Consider the following 15,834-nt stretch of genomic DNA (forward strand, 5'->3'; position numbering starts at 1 on the left):
GGGGCAGGACCGAATGGGCGGGGGATATGACCCGGCCGCTGGCAGTCCATGATGAAACCGAGGGTCTGGCCGGCAATTGCCGGTCTGCCCGCTGTCCCGGAGCCCGTCGATGACCGCTATTCAAGCCGCGAGCTTGTTGGTGCTGGTGCTCTACCTCGGTGCGTTCTTTGCCGGATCGGCCCTGGCCGCCCGGGCCGCGCAGCGGTCTGTCTGGTTGTTCGGAACCGCGCGCGGAAAGGATCGAATCGCGGCCGTGGGATTCCGGGCGAGCTTTGCCCTGGCGCTGGGTGGTCCGCTGCTCTGGATCGCCGCGCCTGCGGTTTCCGTCTTTGATCCGGTTTGGCAGAGAGGTCCCCACTGGCTGGCCATGGCCGGGCACATGCTGGCGGTTGCCGGAGCGATGCTGGCCTTTGCCTCGCAGATGGCCATGGGCGCATCGTGGCGCGTTGGCGTGCGACCCGATGCCGTTGGCGCGCTCGTGACCGGGGGCCTCTACACCGTGTCGCGCAATCCCACCTTTCTGGGCCAAGCCGCCCTTCTGGCCGGTCTGGCGTTGGCCAATCCCAGCCTGCCGGGAATCGCGGCCTTGCTGCTTTTCCTGACCTCCGCCGAACTGCAAATCCGATCCGAAGAGGCCGTGCTGCGGGAAACCCACGGCGCGGCGTTCCAGACCTTCGCCTCACGGGTTCCGCGGTGGATCGGTTGGCCCCGGGAAACCCCTCGGGATAGCTAGTGCCCGAGCGGACATCCGCGCTGCCGGCTCACCGACGCTCTCGGCTTTTAACGAAAGAGGCCGGGGACATGCCCCGGCCTATGTCTTGTCCGATCCGGCGGCTTACTGGCCGACCGTGCTTTCCAGGCCGACCGGCTGGCCCACCACGACGAACACCAGCTCTTCCGGGCGCAGCAGATCGGCGGCCACGCGTTTCACGTCGTCCAGCGTGACCGCCTCGATCTGGGCGTTGCGGGTCTTGATGTAGTCGGGCGTCAGCCCGTCCATCTGCATCCCCACCAGGATCTGCGCAATCGGTCCGTTGCCGTCAAAGCGCAGCGGGTAGGCGCCGGTGAGGTAGGTCTTGGCGCGGTCCAGTTCCTGCGGCGTGGCGCCCTCGGTCGCCATCTTGGTCCATTCGTCGCGGATCACGGTGATCGCCTCGGCGATGCGGTCGTTGGCCGAGGCCACCCGGCCCAGCACCAGTTCCGCATTGTCGCGCGGCGAGAGGTAGGAATAGACGCCGTAGGTCAGCCCGCGCTTTTCGCGCACCTCGTTCATCAGCCGCGCCTCGAAGCCGCCGCCGCCGAAGATGGTGTTGATCACGTAGGCGGCAAAGAAGTCGGGGTCGTCCCGCTTCATCCCCTTGTGGCCGAAGATCGCCACCGACTGCGGCGTGTCGAACGGCACCACGGTCACGCCGGCCTGTGTCTTGACGTCGAAGTACGCGGGCATCGGCGCGCCGGTCTCTGGCAGGTCCGACAGCAGCCGGTCCAGCAGCGTGCCAAGGTCCTCGGCGCTGATGTCGCCGGCCGCCGCGACATAGACGCGGTCCTTGGCCAGCGCCGCCTTGTGCGCTGCGATCAGGTCATCGCGGGTCAGCGCGGTCACGCTTTCGGCGGTGCCGCTGTCGTTGGAGCCGTAGGGATGATCGCCGAAGATCGCCTTGTAAAAGGCGTCGCTGACGATCTCGTCCGGGTCGGTCGCGTCCGACAGGATGCCCGAGAGCACCTGCTTGCGCACCCGTTCGACCGCGTCGTCGTCAAAGCTGGGCGCCACCAGAGAGGCGCGCAGCAGGTCCACCGCGGCATCGCGCGTCTCGGACAGGAACTTGGCCGAGATGCTCACCGAATCGTCGCCGGCATTGTAGCGGAACTCGGCCGCCAGTTCCTCGCGCGCCTGGGCAAAGGCGCGGGCGTCCATGCCCTCGGCGCCTTCTTCCAGCAGGCCGACCATCAGGTTGGTCGCCCCCCGTTTGCCCGGCGCGTCCAGCGATGCGCCGCCGCGAAAGCGGATTTCCAGCGCCACAAAGGGAATCGACGGCTCCTCGACCAGCCAGGCCTTGATCCCGCCGGGGCTGGTGACTTCCTGGATGTTGATTTCGGCATGGGCGGCAAAGCCGGCGCAGACCAGGCCGAAGGCCAGAACGAAACGGCGGATCATTGGGTCACCTCCCGCGCCGCAGCGCTCTTGATGTGGCCGGTCACGGATTTGCGGCGGTCAAAGACGTGTTTGGCGGCGGCGATGATGTCCTCGGCGGTGACCGCCTGCAGCACCTCGGGCCAGGCCTGCACGTCCTCGACCGTCAGGCCGGTGGTCAGCGCGTTGCCGTAGCGCCGGGCGATGCGGTCGGGGTCATCCAGCGCATAGATCAGCTGCGCCTTGATCTGGAACTTGATCCGGTCCAGCTGCGCGGCGTCCACCCCGGTCTCGATGAACTCGGCCAGGGCCTGGTCCATTGCGGCCTCGGCCTCGTCCAGCGACACGCCCGGGGCGGGCACGATGACCAGCCCAAAGGTGGAGGCGTCCAGCGTGGTGTCGTCGTAATAGGCGTCGGTGTAGACCGCCTTCTGCGTCTCGAATTGCAGCTTTTGCGTCAGGACCGAGGTCTGCCCGCCCGACAGCACCTGCGTCAGCAGCGTCAGCGCCGCCGCCTCTTCCTGTGCGCCGGACATGCGCGGCGGGGCCAGGTAGGTGCGGGTGACATAGGGCTGCGACACACGCGGATCCTCGTAGACCATGCGCCGCGCGGCCAGGTGGGACGGCTCGGTCCGGCGCGCGCGCTCGGTCAGCTCGGGGTTGGGCGGCAGCGGGCCGTAGTGCTGTTCGGCCAGGGCGCGCACCTCGTCGGGCGTGACGTCACCGGCGACGATCAGGATCGCGTTGTTGGGCGCGTAGAACTGGCGGTAGTAGGCCAGCGCGTCGTCGAGATCGAGCTGCTCCATCTCGTGCCGCCAGCCGATGATCGGCGTGCCGTAGGGGTGGTTGAGGTAGAGCGCGGCGTTGGCCTGCTCGCGGAACAGCGCGCCGGGGCTGTTTTCGACCCGCTGGTTGCGCTCTTCGATGATGACCTCGCGCTCGGTCAGGATGTCCTGCTCCGACAGGCGCAGGTTGACCATGCGGTCGGCCTCCATCTGCATCATCAGGCCCAGCCGGTCAGCGGCGACGCGCTGGAAATAGGCGGTTGTGTCGTAGCTGGTAAAGGCGTTGTCGGTGCCGCCGTTGGCCGCCACCGTGGCGCTGAATTCGCCCGGGGCCAGCGTGTCGGTGCCCTTGAACAGCAGGTGTTCCAGGAAATGCGCCACGCCGGAAACGCCCGGCTCTTCGTCGGCAGAACCCGCCCTGTACCAGACCATGTGCACGACGACCGGCGCGCGGTGATCCTCGATCACCACCACGTCCATGCCGTTGTCCAGCGAGAAGGTGCTGACTTTGCCGGCCTCCTGCGCGGAGGCGGCGATCGCCAGGACCGTCGAGACGGTCACGGCGAGGATCAGTGTCAGAAAACGCATGAGACATCCTCGAGTTATCCGGATGTCTGCTAACCTACGCCCGGCCTTGCCAAGTTCAACCCGCTGTGACGCGGTCGTGACCGGGGCCGGTGGGCCGTCAGCCCTCCGGCGGGGCGGCCGGGGTCTGGGCGCCGGCGCGGCGGTACAGGCGGAGCCATTCGTAGGGGTCCAGCGTCATGCGCTTGTAGGCCTGGTTGTATTCGTCGCGCGGCACGATCGACCAGTTGAAGATCGACTTGGACCGGCGGAAATCCGCGTCCTTGGCGGCCAGTTCCTGGCGCACACCCGAATCACGGCCAAAGCGGCTGGCGCGGTTGATCAGCGCCGTATCGCCCGCCGGCACGCCCTGGCCGGCGATCAGCCGCGCCGGGTTGCCGCCCAGCGCCGCCACGGCATCCGCCTTGGGCGTCTGATCCGTGCGGTTGGCGCCGCCCGGGGTCGGCGTCGGCAACTGGGCATAGCTCTCGGGCTGCACCAGCGGCTTGTTCGGCACGATGGAGAATTCCTGCGGCCGCCCGGTGCCGGTGCGCATGTCGCGCAACGGCTTGTCACGGTCGACAAGCGCGCAGGACGCCACGCCCGCCAGTGCCAGTATCGCTACCAGATGCGCCCGCCGCATCGCCATCCTCCGTCGCATTTTCGTCAGTCCTACCGCATCTGGTCCGCCCCGTCACGGGGCCTTTTTGCCCGAGGGAAACAGCACCAGCCCGACCGCGCCGACAAAGATCGCGATGTCCGCGACGTTGAAGGCATAGGGGTTGTCGATCCCGCAGCACGACATGTTGAGAAAATCCGCCACCGCGCCATAGACCAGCCGGTCCACCACGTTGCCCAGCGCCCCGCCGATCAGGAACCCGGCCGAAATCAGCCCCAGCCGCCCCGGCGGATCGCGCCGCATCCAGACCAGCACGAACAGCACGATGCCCAGCGCGACCGAGATCAGGATCCACCGCGTCGCCGCCGCGTCGCCGGCAAACAGGCCAAAGTTCACGCCGTAGTTCCAGGCCATGCGCAGGTTCAGCAGCGGCGGCAGCACGTCGATGGCCAGCTTGTTGCCCAGCCCCATGACATGCACGACCAGGTATTTCGTCACCTGGTCCAGCACGAAAATGCCCAGCGTGACCCAGCCCACCAGCCGCAGCCCGCCGTTGCCTCGCGTCTTTGCCCGTGACTGTGCCAGAACCGCCTCGCCTCGTCCGCCGGGGTGCGCCCCCGTTCCGCGCCTGTCCTAGAAGCGCCCGCGCCCGGGCGCAAGCGCCAAGCCGATCAGATAGGCGCCGACCCCGGGCTTCTTCTGGCGCGAAATATCCCGGGGGTCCGGGGGCAGAGCCCCCGTCGCCCTGTCCGGCCGCGGCCGGGCCTCAGTTCAAGAGACCCGCGTGGCGCAGCGCCGCGTCCAGCCTGGCCCGCGTCGGTTCGGTCACCGGCACCAGCGGCAGCCGCACCTCTTCGGAACACAGCCCCAGCCGCGACATGGCGTATTTCGCGCCGCACAGCCCCGGCTCGGCAAAGATCGCCTGGTGCAGCGGCATCAGCCGGTCCTGGATCGTCAGTGCCTTGCCGTAGTCGCCGGACAGGCAGGCCGATTGCAGCTCCGAACACAACCGCGGCGCCACGTTGGCGGTGACCGAGATGCAGCCCACGCCGCCCTGCGCGTTGAAGCCATGCGCGGTGGCATCCTCGCCCGAGATCTGGACGAAGTCGGGCCCGCAGGTGATGCGCTGCTGGCAGACCCGCGCCAGGTCGCCGGTGGCGTCCTTGACGCCGACGATGCGCGGCAGTTTCGCCAGCTCGCCCATGGTGGCGGGCGACATGTCCACCGCCGAGCGTCCGGGAATGTTGTAGATCACGATCGGGATCTCGGCGCTGTCGTGGATGGCGGTGAAATGCGCGATCAGCCCGGCCTGCGTCGGCTTGTTGTAGTATGGCGTCACCACCAGCGCCCCGGTCGCGCCGACCCGATGGGCATGCCGGGTGAATCGGATCGCCTCCTCGGTGTTGTTCGACCCGGCCCCGGCGATCACCGGCACCCGGCCCGCCGCCGCCGCGACGACGCATTCGATCACCGCCTCGTGCTCGGCATGGCTCAGCGTCGGGCTCTCGCCGGTCGTGCCCACCGGCACCAGCCCGTGCGAGCCTTCGGCGATGTGCCATTCGACCAGCTGCTTGAGCGTGTCGAAATCCACCGCGCCGTCCTTGAACGGCGTGACCAGTGCAGGCATCGACCCCTTGAACATGACACGCTCCTCTCTCTTGCGTTTCCCGTGATCGCCACGAGGGTGGAATTCCGCCGACCCATCGGTATTGTGAGTTGAACGGAAGGACCCCGGACATATGCTTTTCGCGTAGCGTCTATTCCTTTTCAGGACGGAAAAAGCAAGACGATGTCGCGTCTCCTACCCCTCATAGTGCTGCTGCTCTGGGCCGTGCCGGTCGCCGCGCAGGACCGCGGTGCCGCGCTGGCGCAGGCGATGAAGTCCATGCGCGAAGGCAACTGGGCCGCCGCCCGCATCGCCGCGCGCGGCGACGGGCAGGCCGCAGTCGACGTGATCCTGTGGCACGCGCTGCGCGCCGGGCGCGGCGATGTGCGCGAAGTGCAGGATTTCATCGCCCGCAACGCCGACTGGCCCGGCATGGACTACCTGCGCGAGAAATCCGAACCGACGATGTCCGAGGCCACGCTGGACGGCATCCGCGCCTTTTTCGCCGACCACCAGCCGCGCACCGGGTCGGGCGCGCTGGCGCTGGCGCGGGCGCACATGGCCTCGGGCGACGAGGGGCTCGCGCAGGCCGACATCGTGCTGGCCTGGCGCACCTTGCAGATGACCAGCGACGAGCGCCGCGCCTTTACCCAGAACTGGGGCGAGATCCTCAAGGAGCACCACGTCGCGCGGCTGGACATGGCGCTGTGGAACGGCTGGAGCCGCGACGCGGGCGCCATGGTGAACCTGGTGGACGACGGCTGGAAGGCGCTGGCCGAGGCGCGGCTGGCGCTGCGCGCCTCCGCCCCCGGCGTCGATACGCTGATCACCAAGGTGCCGGCCGAACTGGCCGACAACGCGGGCCTGGCCTATGAACGATTCCTGTGGCGGGTGCGCAAGCGGCGCACCGCCGACGCCATCGAGCTGCTGCGCGAACGCTCGGCCACGCGGGCCGGGCTGGGCGAACCCTGGGCCTGGGCGCCGCAGCGCGTGGACCTCGCGCGCGAACGGATGATCGACGGCGCCCATGCCGAGGCCTACGAGATCGCCGCGCGGCACTGGCTGGTCGAGGGCAGCGACTACGCCGAGCTGGAGTGGCTCGCCGGCTTCATCGCGCTGCGCTTTCTCGACCGCGCCGACCTGGCGGTGGCGCATTTCGAGAACTTCCGCGAGGCGGTCTGGACACCGATCTCGGCCGGCCGGGCGGGCTACTGGCTGGGCCGCGCCTACGAGGCGCAGGGCAATGCCGCCAAGGCGAAAGAGGCCTACACAATGGGCGCGGGGTTCCAGACCTCGTTTTACGGCCTGCTCGCCGCCGAACGCGCCGGGGTGCCGTCCGATCCCAGGCTGACCGGCAAGGAGGCCTTTGCCGACTGGCGCGAGGCGCCGTTCACGAAAACCAGCGTGTTCGAGGCCGGTCTCCTGCTGCTGGCCGCGGGCGAAATCGACCTGGGCGAGCGGTTCCTGACCCACCTGGCCGAATCGCTCGACCGCGAGGGCATGGGCCGGCTGGGCGTCATGCTGATGGAAATGCAGCGTCCACATGTGCAGGTCATGCTGGGCAAGCGCGCCGCACAGTTCGGCATCGAGCTTCCGGGCCCCTACTATGCGCTCGACCCCAAGGTGCTGGAGGGTGAATACCCGGTGCCCAAGGAACTGGTGCTGGCCATCGCGCGCCGCGAATCGGAGTTCGACCCGGGGGTTATCTCGGGCGCGGGGGCGCGCGGCTACATGCAGCTGATGCCCGGCACCGCCAAGCAGGTGTCCGAAAAGCTGGGCATCGCGTACGACCTCGACCGCCTGCTGACCGATCCGGCCTACAACGCGCGGCTCGGGTCGAACTACCTGGCCGGGTTGGCGGAGCGGTTCAACGGCAACGCGGTGATGATGGCGGCGGGCTACAACGCCGGGCCGGGCCGCCCGATCAACTGGATGGAGCGCAACGGCGATCCCCGGACCGGTGCCGTGGACATCATCGACTGGATCGAGCTGATCCCCTTCGACGAGACCCGCAACTACGTCATGCGGGTGACCGAAAGCCTGCCGGTCTACCGCGCCCGGCTGGGCAAGCCGCCGCACCCGGTGCCGTTCAGCCAGGAGCTGGTGGGCAGCACCCTCAGGGCCGGTGCCGTTCCCGGCGAATGAGCCTTGCGAGTGATGCGGACCGTTCAGGAAGGGGCGCTGCCCCTCTGGTCCTTCGGACCATTCACCCCGGGGTATTTGACCAGAGAAGAAACTAGGGCGCGATTAGCGCTTCTTCTTTGCAAAAATACCTCCGGGGGAGTCGCCGCAGGCGACGGGGGCAGCGCCCCCAAGATATCCTCAGGCCCGGGCCTGCCGCTGCCGCCAGAGCGTGAACAGCCCGGCCGCCACGATCAGCCCGGCTCCCAGAACCACGTTCGAGCGCAGCGCCTCGCCGAAAACCACCAGACCCAGTGCGCTGGCAAAGACCAGTTGCAGGTAGGCGAAGGGTTGCAGGGCGCTGGCCTCGGCCACCTCGTAGCTGCGGATCATCAGGTAATGTCCGCTCGCGCCGGTCAGGCAGAGCAGCGCCATCCAGCCCCAGTCGGGGGGGATCATCGGTTCCCAGAACCACATGCCGATGGCGGTGGCCACCACCACGCCGGAGACCCCGGTGTAGAAGAACGAGGTCGCCGAGCTGTCGGCCCGCGCGACGTAGCGCGTCAGCAGCGTGTAGAGCGCGAACATCAGCGCCGCGACCAGCGGGATCGCCGCGTAGGGCGAGAACACCCCGCCCGAGGGTTGCAGGATGATGATGACGCCGACAAAGCCGACACCGATCGCCGTCCAGCGCCGCCAACCGACGTATTCGCCCAGCACCGGGCCGGAGAAGGCCGCCACCAGCAGCGGGTAGCAGGCAAAGACCGCGTGGCTTTCGACCAGCCCCAGGTAGACGAAGGCCAGCACCATGACGTTGATCTCGACCACCAGCAGCGCACCGCGAAAGACCTGCAACCAGGGAAAGGCGCTTTTCGCCGCGGCCTTCAGCCCGCCGGCCTTGCGCCCGGCCACGGTCAGCACAAAGGCGGCAAAGAACCAGTAGCGGATCATCACCACCATCATGACATTGTATTCCCCCGCCAGGTGGCGCGAGATCCCGTCCTGCAGGGCAAAGACAAAGGTGGTGGCGACCATCAGCGAGATGCCGAGCCGGGTGTTCTGCTGTGCCATGGTGCGCGCTTTCCGAAGAGGGGGCGGGTTCGGCGGCCGGCGCCGCCGGGGCGTCAGGTGGACAGGTCCGGCTTGCAGGCGGTCGTCATGTGACGCTTTCGGCCATAGCCCTTGGCGCGCGTGACCTCAAGCCCCGCCGCCTGCAACGCCCGCCGCACATGCCCCGCGGCGGTGTAGCTGGCCGCCGTGCCGCCGGGCGCCGTGTGGCGGGCGACCTCACCCATCAGCTCGGGCGACCAGAGCTCCGGGTTGCGGGCGGGGGAAAAGCCGTCGAGAAACCAGGCGTCGGCCTGTCCCGGCCAGCTGGGCAGGGTGTCGCGCGCGTCACCCTCGAACAGCGCGAAGCGCAGGCCGGGCAGCGTGAAGGCGTGCTTGCCCCAGTGCGGGGCGAGTTCGGCGGCCAGATCAGCGATCTCGGGAAAGGCGGCGTGGGCGCGGGTCATGTCCTGCGGGGACAGTGGAAAGGCCTCGAAACTGGTGAAATGCAGCGTGCCCGGCGTGCCGCTCTGACGCCAGGCGTGCAGGGCGGCGAGCAGGTTCAGCCCGGTGCCAAAGCCCAGCTCGGCGATGCGAAAGCCGTCCCTGAACCGCTCCGGCAGGCGATTGCCGGAGAGAAAAACATAGGCGGTTTCGGCCAGGCCGTTCTCCAGCGAGTAGTAGGGGTCTTCGAAGCGGGTCGAGACCGGAGTCTCGCCGCGCCAGTCCAGCGCGCTCTGGTCGGGCATGGGTTTTGTCCATATGAAACACCGGTGGTTCTGGCGGGGGATGCGGGCGATGGCAAGCGTGGACGTGACGGTGCGCGGGGCGGGGATATTCGGCCTGTCGGTGGCCTGGGCCTGCGTGCGCCGCGGGGCGCGGGTGCGGGTGGTCGATCCGTTTGGCCCGGGGGCCGGATCCTCGGGCGGGATCGTCGGCGCGCTGGCGCCGCATGTGCCGGAGAACTGGAACGCCAAGAAGGCCTTCCAGCTGGAGAGCCTCTTGATGGCCGAGGGGTTCTGGGCCGGGGTGGCGGCCACGGGGGGCGTTTCGGCGGGCTACGGGCGCACCGGGCGGTTGCAGCCGGTGACGGACGCGGCCGCGCTGGCCCTGGCGCAGGCGCGGGGCGGGACGGCGGCGGCGCTGTGGCAGGGCAGGGCGATCTGGGAGGTGATCCCGGTGGCCGAGGCGGCGGCGGTCGATGGATTCGTGCCGGTGACGCCCACGGGGCTGGTGATTCGCGACACGTTGAGCGCGCGGATGTGCCCGCGCCGGGCCTGCGCTGCGCTGGTCGCGGCGCTGGAGGTCTCCGGCGTGGAGGTCGTGACCGAGGCGGAGGACGCAGGCGCGGTGGTCTGGGCAACCGGCTGGCAGGGGTTGCGCGCGCTGTCCGAGGCGCTGGGCCGGCAGGTGGGCGACGGGGTCAAGGGCCAGTCGGTGCTGTTGCGCCATCCGGCGCCGAATGCGCCGCAGTTGTTCGTCGATGGGCTGCACCTCGTGCCCCATGTCGACGGGACGGTGGCGGTGGGGTCGACCTCGGAGCGGGTGTTCGACGATCCCGCCTCGGTGGACGCGCAGTGCGAGGCGCTGGTCGAGCGGGCCTTTGCGGCGGTGCCCGCGCTGCATGGCGCGGCGGTGGTGGAGCGCTGGGCCGGAGTGCGGCCGCAGGCGCGGACGCGGGCGCCGATGCTGGGGGGCTGGCCGGGCCGACCGGGGCATTTCGTGGCCAACGGCGGGTTCAAGATCGGCTTTGGCATGGCGCCCAAGGTGGCCGAGGTCATGGCCGACCTGGTGCTGGAGGGGCGTGATGGCATCCCCGAGGGGTTCCGGGTGGAGGATTGCCTCTAGGACGCCGGAACGGCGCTGTTCCGGCTGCGCCGAAATGCGCCCCGCCCGCCGTCCCCGGCCTTGACCGCGCCCCTGCGGCGCTGGTTTGGTCAGGCTGACGCGGAAAGAGGAGAGCGCCATGATCGACATTCGCGACTTGCGGGGCGTGGTGCCCTACCTGCCGACGCCGCTGACGGCGGCGGGGCAGGTAGACGAGGCCGCGCTGAAGCGGCTCTGCCGTCACCTGGTGACCGAAGGGGTGCACGGGCTGACCCCGCTGGGATCGACCGGCGAATTCGCCTATCTGGACTTTGCCGCCAAGGAGCGCGTCGTCGCCACCACGGTCGAGGCGGCGGACGGGCATGTGCCGGTCATCGCCGGGGTTGCCGCCACCACGACGCGCGATGCGGTGGCGCAGGCCAAGCGCTGGGCGGCACTGGGGGCGGACGGGATCCTGGCGGTGCTGGAGGCCTATTTCCCGATCTCGGATCAGGGGGTCATCGACTATTTCACCGCCATCGCCGATGCGACCGACGCGCCGGTGACGCTGTATACCAACCCCAATTTCCAGCGCTCGGACCTGACGATGGAGGCGATCGACGCGCTGTCGCATCATCCCAACATCCTGTTTCTCAAGGACGCCTCTACCAACACCGGCCGGCTGCTGTCGATCCTGAACCGGACCGAGGGGCGGATCGGCGTGTTTGCCGCCTCGTCGCACATCACCGTGGCGGTGATGATGATCGGCGGGCGCGGCTGGCTGGCGGGGCCGTCCTGCCTGGTGCCGCGGCAGAGCGTGCGGCTGTTCGACCTGTGCAGGACGGGGCATTGGGAGCAGGCGATGGCGCTGCAAAGGGACCTCTGGGCGGTGAACCAGGTCTTTGCCCGTTACAACCTGGCGGGCGCGGTCAAGGCGGGGTTGCGGCTGCAGGGGTTCGATTGCGGCGATCCGGCGCCACCGCAGGCGCGGCTGACGGAGGAGCAGGTGGAGGCGGTGCGGCGGGCGCTGGAGAAGGTGGGGGCGCTTTAGGCGGCATTCGTGCGCCTTCGCGCAGAATTGAGAGTGTTTTCGACCTCAACCGAGTGCCGCGGTCAGGCTTGCTGCGCAACCATGACCTTGCGCACCGGCATTCGTGCGCCTTCGCGCAGAATTGAGGAGTTTTATTGACCTCAACCGAGTGCCGCGGTCACGGTTGCTGCGCAACCATGACCCTGCGCACTGGCATTCGTGCGCCTTCGCGCAGAATGCCTTAATCGAACTTCCGGGACGGTGCGAGGACCTTGGCTTCGCCGATCAACACCTTCTTGCCGTCCACCGCGCAATGAGTCTCCAATGTGACGCGGCGCTTGGCAAAGTCGATGTCGACCACCTTGACCTCGGCATAGACAACGTCCCCCGGCCGCACCGGGGCGAGGAATTTCAGCGTCTGGCCCAGGTAGACCGTGCCATGGCCCGGCAGCTGCTCGCCGATCACCGCAGAGATCAGCCCTGCCGTGAGCATCCCGTGGGCGATCCGCCCCTCGAAGATGGTGTCCTGCGCGTAATCGTCGTCCAGGTGCACCGGGTTCCGGTCGGTCGAGACCTGGGCGAACATCTCGATGTCCTGGTCGGTCACCTGTTTGCGCAGGGAACGCACCATGCCCATCTCGATGTCCTCGATGCAGATCGTGCCGCGCGGCAGATTGTCCAACATCCGGTCCTCCATTGGCAAACCGTCCGGTAATAAACGCGCAGCCAGCCCGCGCTTTCGGTAATTTTATTACTTTGCGGCCGCAGCAAAATCAAGGAGAATCTGTCTAGCGCAGGGTGCCGATGGTAAAGCTGGGGTTGATCATTTCCCTTTGGATATAGGCCTCCAGCGCCGCCGGCTCGGGCTGGTGCGTCGTTTTGGTCTCGGCGCGGGCCAGTCCGCCGCTGATGAACAGGGAATCGATGTCCTCGCCCATGGCGCCGTCGATGTCGGTATGCGCGCCGTCGCCGATCGCCAGGATGCCGGCGTCCGGCACCCCCTTGCGCAGCTTGGACAGGCGCGCGCGGGCAAGGTCGTAGATCGGCGGGTGCGGCTTGCCGAAATACAGGCTTTCGCCGCCCATCTCGGTGTAGAGCTGCGCCAGCGCGCCGGCGCACCATTCGCGCCGCTCGCCGCGGTCCACCACGATGTCGGGGTTGGCGCAGAGCAGCTTCAGCCCCTTCGTCTTGGCCAGCAGGAACTGCGGGCGGTTCACCGAAGGGTCGGCGTGCGGGTCGAAGGGGCCGCAGCAGACGATGCCCTCGGCCTCTTCCAGAGGCACCCGCTGAATGGCGACCGGGTTCTCGATCAGCTTCAGCGGGTCGAAGAAGGTCAGATCGTAGTCCTGGCCCATGAACCAGACCTTGCTGCCCACCGCGCCGCGGAACATCGCCGCGCGCGCGCTGTCGCCCGAAGTGGCGATGTCGTCCCAGGCGTCCTGCGGCACGCCGAAACGGTCCAGCTGCTTGGCCACCTCGTGGCGCGAGCGGGGCGCGTTGGTCACCAGGATCACCGCCCCGCCGCGCTGCCGGTAGCTCTGCAAGGCCTCCACCGCCGAAGGGATGGCGGCAACGCCGTTGTGCACGCAGCCCCAGAGATCGACGAAAAGCGCCTCGTAGCGGTCGGAGATCTCGGAAAGGCTGTTGATGATCTGGGTCATGGGGCAGGTCCTGTCAGCGGTCACTGCCCCGCTCATCCCACATCGCGGGGCGGCTGGAAAGCCCTGCGCCCCAACCCAGCCGTCAGTGACCGCCGGCGCGCTCGGCGTAGCTGCGGTATTCCTCGGCCTCGGCGCGGGCCTCGCGCAGCCCGTCCATGGCGGCGGCCAGCTCGGCCTCGGTCTGGGCCAGCTGGTTGGTCAGCTCGGCCTCGCGCTGCTGCAGGTAGGTGATCGCCTGGTCGCGGGTTTCCTCGGCCTCGTGCAGCTCCTGGCTCATCTTTTCCAGCTGGTCGACGTCGGCCTGGCTGACCCGGCGAAATCGGTGCACCAGCCAGTGCGCGAACCAGCCCAGCCCGAAGGCCACGAACAGGATGATCGCGGTCGTGACGACGAATTCCGTTCTGTTCATCCCCTGTCCCCTTCGTCCGGGGACGCATCGCCCGCCGGATCATTTGTTGCCGGGTCCGCCCCGTCCTGATCTGGTCCGATCGAGCCCGGCCGCGCCTTGGGCCGGATCCGATCGGCGCCCTCGGGCAGGGTCACCCCCGGCTGGGCCGCATCCGGGTCTGCCGTTGCCGCGGGACCTGTCCCCGGGACCGCATCGACCGGCCCCGTGCCTTCTTGGCCTTCTTCCGGCACCGGGCGCAAGAGCTTGAATTCGATCCGCCGATTCGCCTCGCGGCCGTCCTCGGTGCCGTTGTCGGCGATCGGCTGCGCCTCGCCATAGCCCTTGGCGGTATAGGATCCGGTCGGCACCCGCCGCACCCGCAGCGCGTCCAGCACCGCCTGGGCGCGGTCGCGGCTGAGTTCCTCGTTCATGGCCTCGCGGCCCTGGCTGTCGGTGTGGCCGCCGATTTCCATGGGAATCTCGCCGCATTGCTTCAGCATGTCGGCCAGGTCGTCGAGGATCTTTTCGGCCGAACGGTCGAGCCGGGCCGAGCCGGGTTCGAACAGGATCTTGCGGGTGCCGATGATCTCGACGATCTTGGCCTCGCATTCCTCGGGCGTGGGCAGGCCGGCGATCGGGTCCAGCGCCTCGACATAGGTGACGTCCACGTCGAAACTCGCGCGTTCGCCCAGCTTTTCCAGCAGCAGCGTGGCGATCAGCGACGAGGCTTCAATATTGCCGGTCTTGCCGGTGACGGTGATGGTGTCCGGCGTCACGGTGACGGCGCCATGCGCCAGCATCGACAGCGCCTCCAGCCCGGCCAGCGTGCGCACGCTCCAGTCCTGCGGCAGCCCTTCGACGATCCGCGCCGCGGTATAGACCGCGTCCGAGCCAAAGCGCGCCTTGGCATAGCTGTCGGCAGTGGTCCGCGCCAGTTCGGACGCCAGCTGGCCGCGCAGCTGCACGCCGCCTTCGGGGCTGAGCGTGGCGATGAATTCGGGGGTGCCTTCGGGCTTGGCCTCGGGCGGCTTGGGCAGTTCGGCGGTCAGCGAAAAGACCTCGGGCAGGGCGACGTCCAGCTCGCCGACGATGCGGTCGAACTTGGCCGGGTTGGTGCCTTCGGGCGCAACCAGCAGGATGTCCGCGTTGGAAAAGGTCAGCGTGCCGCCGCCCAGCTCGGCCAGCTTGGCGATGGCGATCTCGACCGCGTCGGCCCAGCGCCGCGACGGCACCCCCAGGCCCAGGCGGCACACCGCCTTGCCCTGAAGCCCGGCGTTGGTCGCGGCGCGCAGGATGCGGTCGCGCGACGCCTCGGTATCGGCCGAACAGGTGTCCAGGCGCGCGCCGTCCTGGTCGAGGATGAAGCGCAGCGTGAAAGGCGTGATCACCGGCCGCGGCGCCGAGATGTCGAGCGCGAGGCGCAGGTCCTCGGGCTTGCGCCGGATCAGCGCGGTTTCCAGCCGCGCGCGCGCCTCGGCGCTGTCGGTCATCGCCTTGATGGTGACCAGCCCGGCCTCGACCGAGACCTTGGAGCGGGGCAGGTCGCGCAGCGCGGTGCCGGCGTAGCGCAGGGCCGAGTCCCAGCCTTCGGGCGGCGGGAAATCCGCCGCCTCCAGCAGGTCGGACACCTCGTCCGCGCCGGCGATGCCGCGGAACCCTTCGATCAGGGCGGCGCGGTCGGTCGCGGCGGGCACCAGCCCGATCACCGAGATCCCCGCGTCGTTGCGCAGGATCTCGACCGAGAAATGCGGCGGGGCGATGGCGTCGGGTTCCTCGACCAGCATCTGGTCGAGCACCCGGCTGGCATCGACGACGCGGCCGGCGGCGCTGAGCGCCTTGAACCGGGCGGCTTCGTCCGGGGCGGTGCCGAACAGGAAGACCTGCAATCCGTTGGTGTCGACCTCGGCCCAGGTCAGGCTGTCGGCGTCCAGTTCGGCCAGCACGGCGGTCTTGGAGGCGCTCTCGACGACCTGGGCGGAGAAATAGGCGGTCACGAGACACAGTGCGCCTGCCGCCGCAAAGGTGCCGCCGGTGACGATAAGCGAGGAGATACGCATGGCGCCGGGGTTTCCTGTT

The 15,834-nt window shown here is 68.8% G+C and carries 15 protein-coding genes; 4 read left to right on the forward strand and 11 right to left on the reverse strand.

The annotated features are described in order from the left end of the window. Positions 1–139 precede the first annotated feature (139 nt). Complete coding sequence (locus tag MAA8898_RS07505; protein WP_245853276.1) at positions 140–733, forward strand: methyltransferase family protein; 594 nt, start codon at positions 140–142, stop codon at positions 731–733. Between the two features lie 102 nt (positions 734–835). On the opposite strand, the gene MAA8898_RS07510 is transcribed toward MAA8898_RS07505, so the two are convergent. From MAA8898_RS07510 to dapA, 5 genes are all read right to left on the reverse strand, one after another. Continuing rightward, positions 836–2,155 (reverse strand): M16 family metallopeptidase, encoded by a 1,320-nt coding sequence (locus MAA8898_RS07510; RefSeq protein WP_094020363.1) that lies wholly within the window; start codon positions 2,153–2,155, stop codon positions 836–838. Further along, complete coding sequence (locus tag MAA8898_RS07515; protein WP_094020364.1) at positions 2,152–3,504, reverse strand: M16 family metallopeptidase; 1,353 nt, start codon at positions 3,502–3,504, stop codon at positions 2,152–2,154. The genes MAA8898_RS07510 and MAA8898_RS07515 overlap by 4 nt, the downstream gene beginning before the upstream one ends. A 97-nt stretch (positions 3,505–3,601) precedes the next feature. Further along, on the reverse strand, positions 3,602–4,123 hold the full coding sequence (locus MAA8898_RS07520; protein WP_094020457.1) for a DUF3035 domain-containing protein: 522 nt from the start codon (positions 4,121–4,123) through the stop codon (positions 3,602–3,604). Positions 4,124–4,174: 51 nt separating this feature from the next. Then, the gene (gene lspA / locus MAA8898_RS07525) at positions 4,175–4,645 is read right to left on the reverse strand and encodes a signal peptidase II (RefSeq protein ID WP_094020365.1); all 471 of its coding nucleotides are present in this window, start codon (positions 4,643–4,645) and stop codon (positions 4,175–4,177) included. A 220-nt stretch (positions 4,646–4,865) separates the two neighbouring features. Beyond that, positions 4,866–5,741: a 4-hydroxy-tetrahydrodipicolinate synthase gene (gene dapA, locus MAA8898_RS07530; RefSeq protein WP_094020366.1), complete on the reverse strand. Its 876-nt coding sequence runs from the start codon at positions 5,739–5,741 to the stop codon at positions 4,866–4,868. A gap of 147 nt (positions 5,742–5,888) precedes the next feature. Between dapA and MAA8898_RS07535 the strand changes: the two genes are divergently transcribed. Next, positions 5,889–7,850: a lytic transglycosylase domain-containing protein gene (locus MAA8898_RS07535; RefSeq protein WP_094020367.1), complete on the forward strand. Its 1,962-nt coding sequence runs from the start codon at positions 5,889–5,891 to the stop codon at positions 7,848–7,850. A 177-nt stretch (positions 7,851–8,027) separates the two neighbouring features. On the opposite strand, the gene MAA8898_RS07540 is transcribed toward MAA8898_RS07535, so the two are convergent. Next, positions 8,028–8,897, reverse strand: a complete 870-nt coding sequence (locus MAA8898_RS07540; protein WP_094020368.1) for a DMT family transporter — start codon at positions 8,895–8,897, stop codon at positions 8,028–8,030. A gap of 53 nt (positions 8,898–8,950) precedes the next feature. Then, the gene (gene mnmC2 / locus MAA8898_RS07545; RefSeq protein WP_094020369.1) at positions 8,951–9,622 is read right to left on the reverse strand and encodes a tRNA (5-methylaminomethyl-2-thiouridine)(34)-methyltransferase MnmC2; all 672 of its coding nucleotides are present in this window, start codon (positions 9,620–9,622) and stop codon (positions 8,951–8,953) included. A gap of 49 nt (positions 9,623–9,671) precedes the next feature. Between mnmC2 and MAA8898_RS07550 the strand changes: the two genes are divergently transcribed. Both MAA8898_RS07550 and MAA8898_RS07555 read left to right on the forward strand, forming a co-directional pair. Further along, positions 9,672–10,721 carry an NAD(P)/FAD-dependent oxidoreductase gene (locus MAA8898_RS07550; protein WP_094020370.1) on the forward strand — a complete coding sequence of 350 codons (1,050 nt, stop codon included), beginning with the start codon at positions 9,672–9,674 and terminating at the stop codon, positions 10,719–10,721. Between the two features lie 118 nt (positions 10,722–10,839). After that, positions 10,840–11,730, forward strand: coding sequence for a dihydrodipicolinate synthase family protein (locus tag MAA8898_RS07555; RefSeq protein ID WP_094020371.1), 891 nt, complete (start codon positions 10,840–10,842; stop codon positions 11,728–11,730). A 220-nt stretch (positions 11,731–11,950) separates the two neighbouring features. Here MAA8898_RS07555 and MAA8898_RS07560 read toward each other — a convergent pair whose 3' ends face one another. From MAA8898_RS07560 to MAA8898_RS07575, 4 genes are all read right to left on the reverse strand, one after another. Beyond that, on the reverse strand, positions 11,951–12,394 hold the full coding sequence (locus MAA8898_RS07560) for a MaoC family dehydratase (protein ID WP_094020458.1): 444 nt from the start codon (positions 12,392–12,394) through the stop codon (positions 11,951–11,953). 103 nt (positions 12,395–12,497) lie between these two features. Continuing rightward, the gene (locus tag MAA8898_RS07565) at positions 12,498–13,370 is read right to left on the reverse strand and encodes a TIGR01459 family HAD-type hydrolase (RefSeq protein ID WP_094020372.1); all 873 of its coding nucleotides are present in this window, start codon (positions 13,368–13,370) and stop codon (positions 12,498–12,500) included. A gap of 82 nt (positions 13,371–13,452) precedes the next feature. Further along, positions 13,453–13,779, reverse strand: a complete 327-nt coding sequence (locus MAA8898_RS07570; protein WP_094020373.1) for a hypothetical protein — start codon at positions 13,777–13,779, stop codon at positions 13,453–13,455. Next, positions 13,776–15,815, reverse strand: coding sequence for an OmpA family protein (locus MAA8898_RS07575; RefSeq protein ID WP_094020374.1), 2,040 nt, complete (start codon positions 15,813–15,815; stop codon positions 13,776–13,778). Before MAA8898_RS07575 ends, MAA8898_RS07570 begins: the two co-directional genes overlap by 4 nt. Positions 15,816–15,834: the final 19 nt, after the last annotated feature.

Origin of the sequence: Antarctobacter aquimaris, from assembly GCF_900184945.1 — a bacterium.
Lineage (GTDB): Bacteria > Pseudomonadota > Alphaproteobacteria > Rhodobacterales > Rhodobacteraceae > Maliponia > Maliponia aquimaris.

Bases quoted from the DNA above. Each gene is read 5' to 3' on its own strand.
- MAA8898_RS07510 (WP_094020363.1), bottom strand. From the start codon at position 2,155: ATGATCCGCCGTTTCGTTCTGGCCTTCGGCCTGGTCTGCGCCGGCTTT.
- MAA8898_RS07515 (WP_094020364.1), bottom strand. From the start codon at position 3,504: ATGCGTTTTCTGACACTGATCCTCGCCGTGACCGTCTCGACGGTCCTG.
- MAA8898_RS07520 (WP_094020457.1), bottom strand. From the start codon at position 4,123: ATGCGGCGGGCGCATCTGGTAGCGATACTGGCACTGGCGGGCGTGGCG.
- dapA (WP_094020366.1), bottom strand. From the start codon at position 5,741: ATGTTCAAGGGGTCGATGCCTGCACTGGTCACGCCGTTCAAGGACGGC.
- MAA8898_RS07535 (WP_094020367.1), top strand. From the start codon at position 5,889: ATGTCGCGTCTCCTACCCCTCATAGTGCTGCTGCTCTGGGCCGTGCCG.
- MAA8898_RS07540 (WP_094020368.1), bottom strand. From the start codon at position 8,897: ATGGCACAGCAGAACACCCGGCTCGGCATCTCGCTGATGGTCGCCACC.
- mnmC2 (WP_094020369.1), bottom strand. From the start codon at position 9,622: ATGCCCGACCAGAGCGCGCTGGACTGGCGCGGCGAGACTCCGGTCTCG.
- MAA8898_RS07550 (WP_094020370.1), top strand. From the start codon at position 9,672: ATGGCAAGCGTGGACGTGACGGTGCGCGGGGCGGGGATATTCGGCCTG.
- MAA8898_RS07555 (WP_094020371.1), top strand. From the start codon at position 10,840: ATGATCGACATTCGCGACTTGCGGGGCGTGGTGCCCTACCTGCCGACG.
- MAA8898_RS07560 (WP_094020458.1), bottom strand. From the start codon at position 12,394: ATGTTGGACAATCTGCCGCGCGGCACGATCTGCATCGAGGACATCGAG.
- MAA8898_RS07565 (WP_094020372.1), bottom strand. From the start codon at position 13,370: ATGACCCAGATCATCAACAGCCTTTCCGAGATCTCCGACCGCTACGAG.
- MAA8898_RS07570 (WP_094020373.1), bottom strand. From the start codon at position 13,779: ATGAACAGAACGGAATTCGTCGTCACGACCGCGATCATCCTGTTCGTG.
- MAA8898_RS07575 (WP_094020374.1), bottom strand. From the start codon at position 15,815: ATGCGTATCTCCTCGCTTATCGTCACCGGCGGCACCTTTGCGGCGGCA.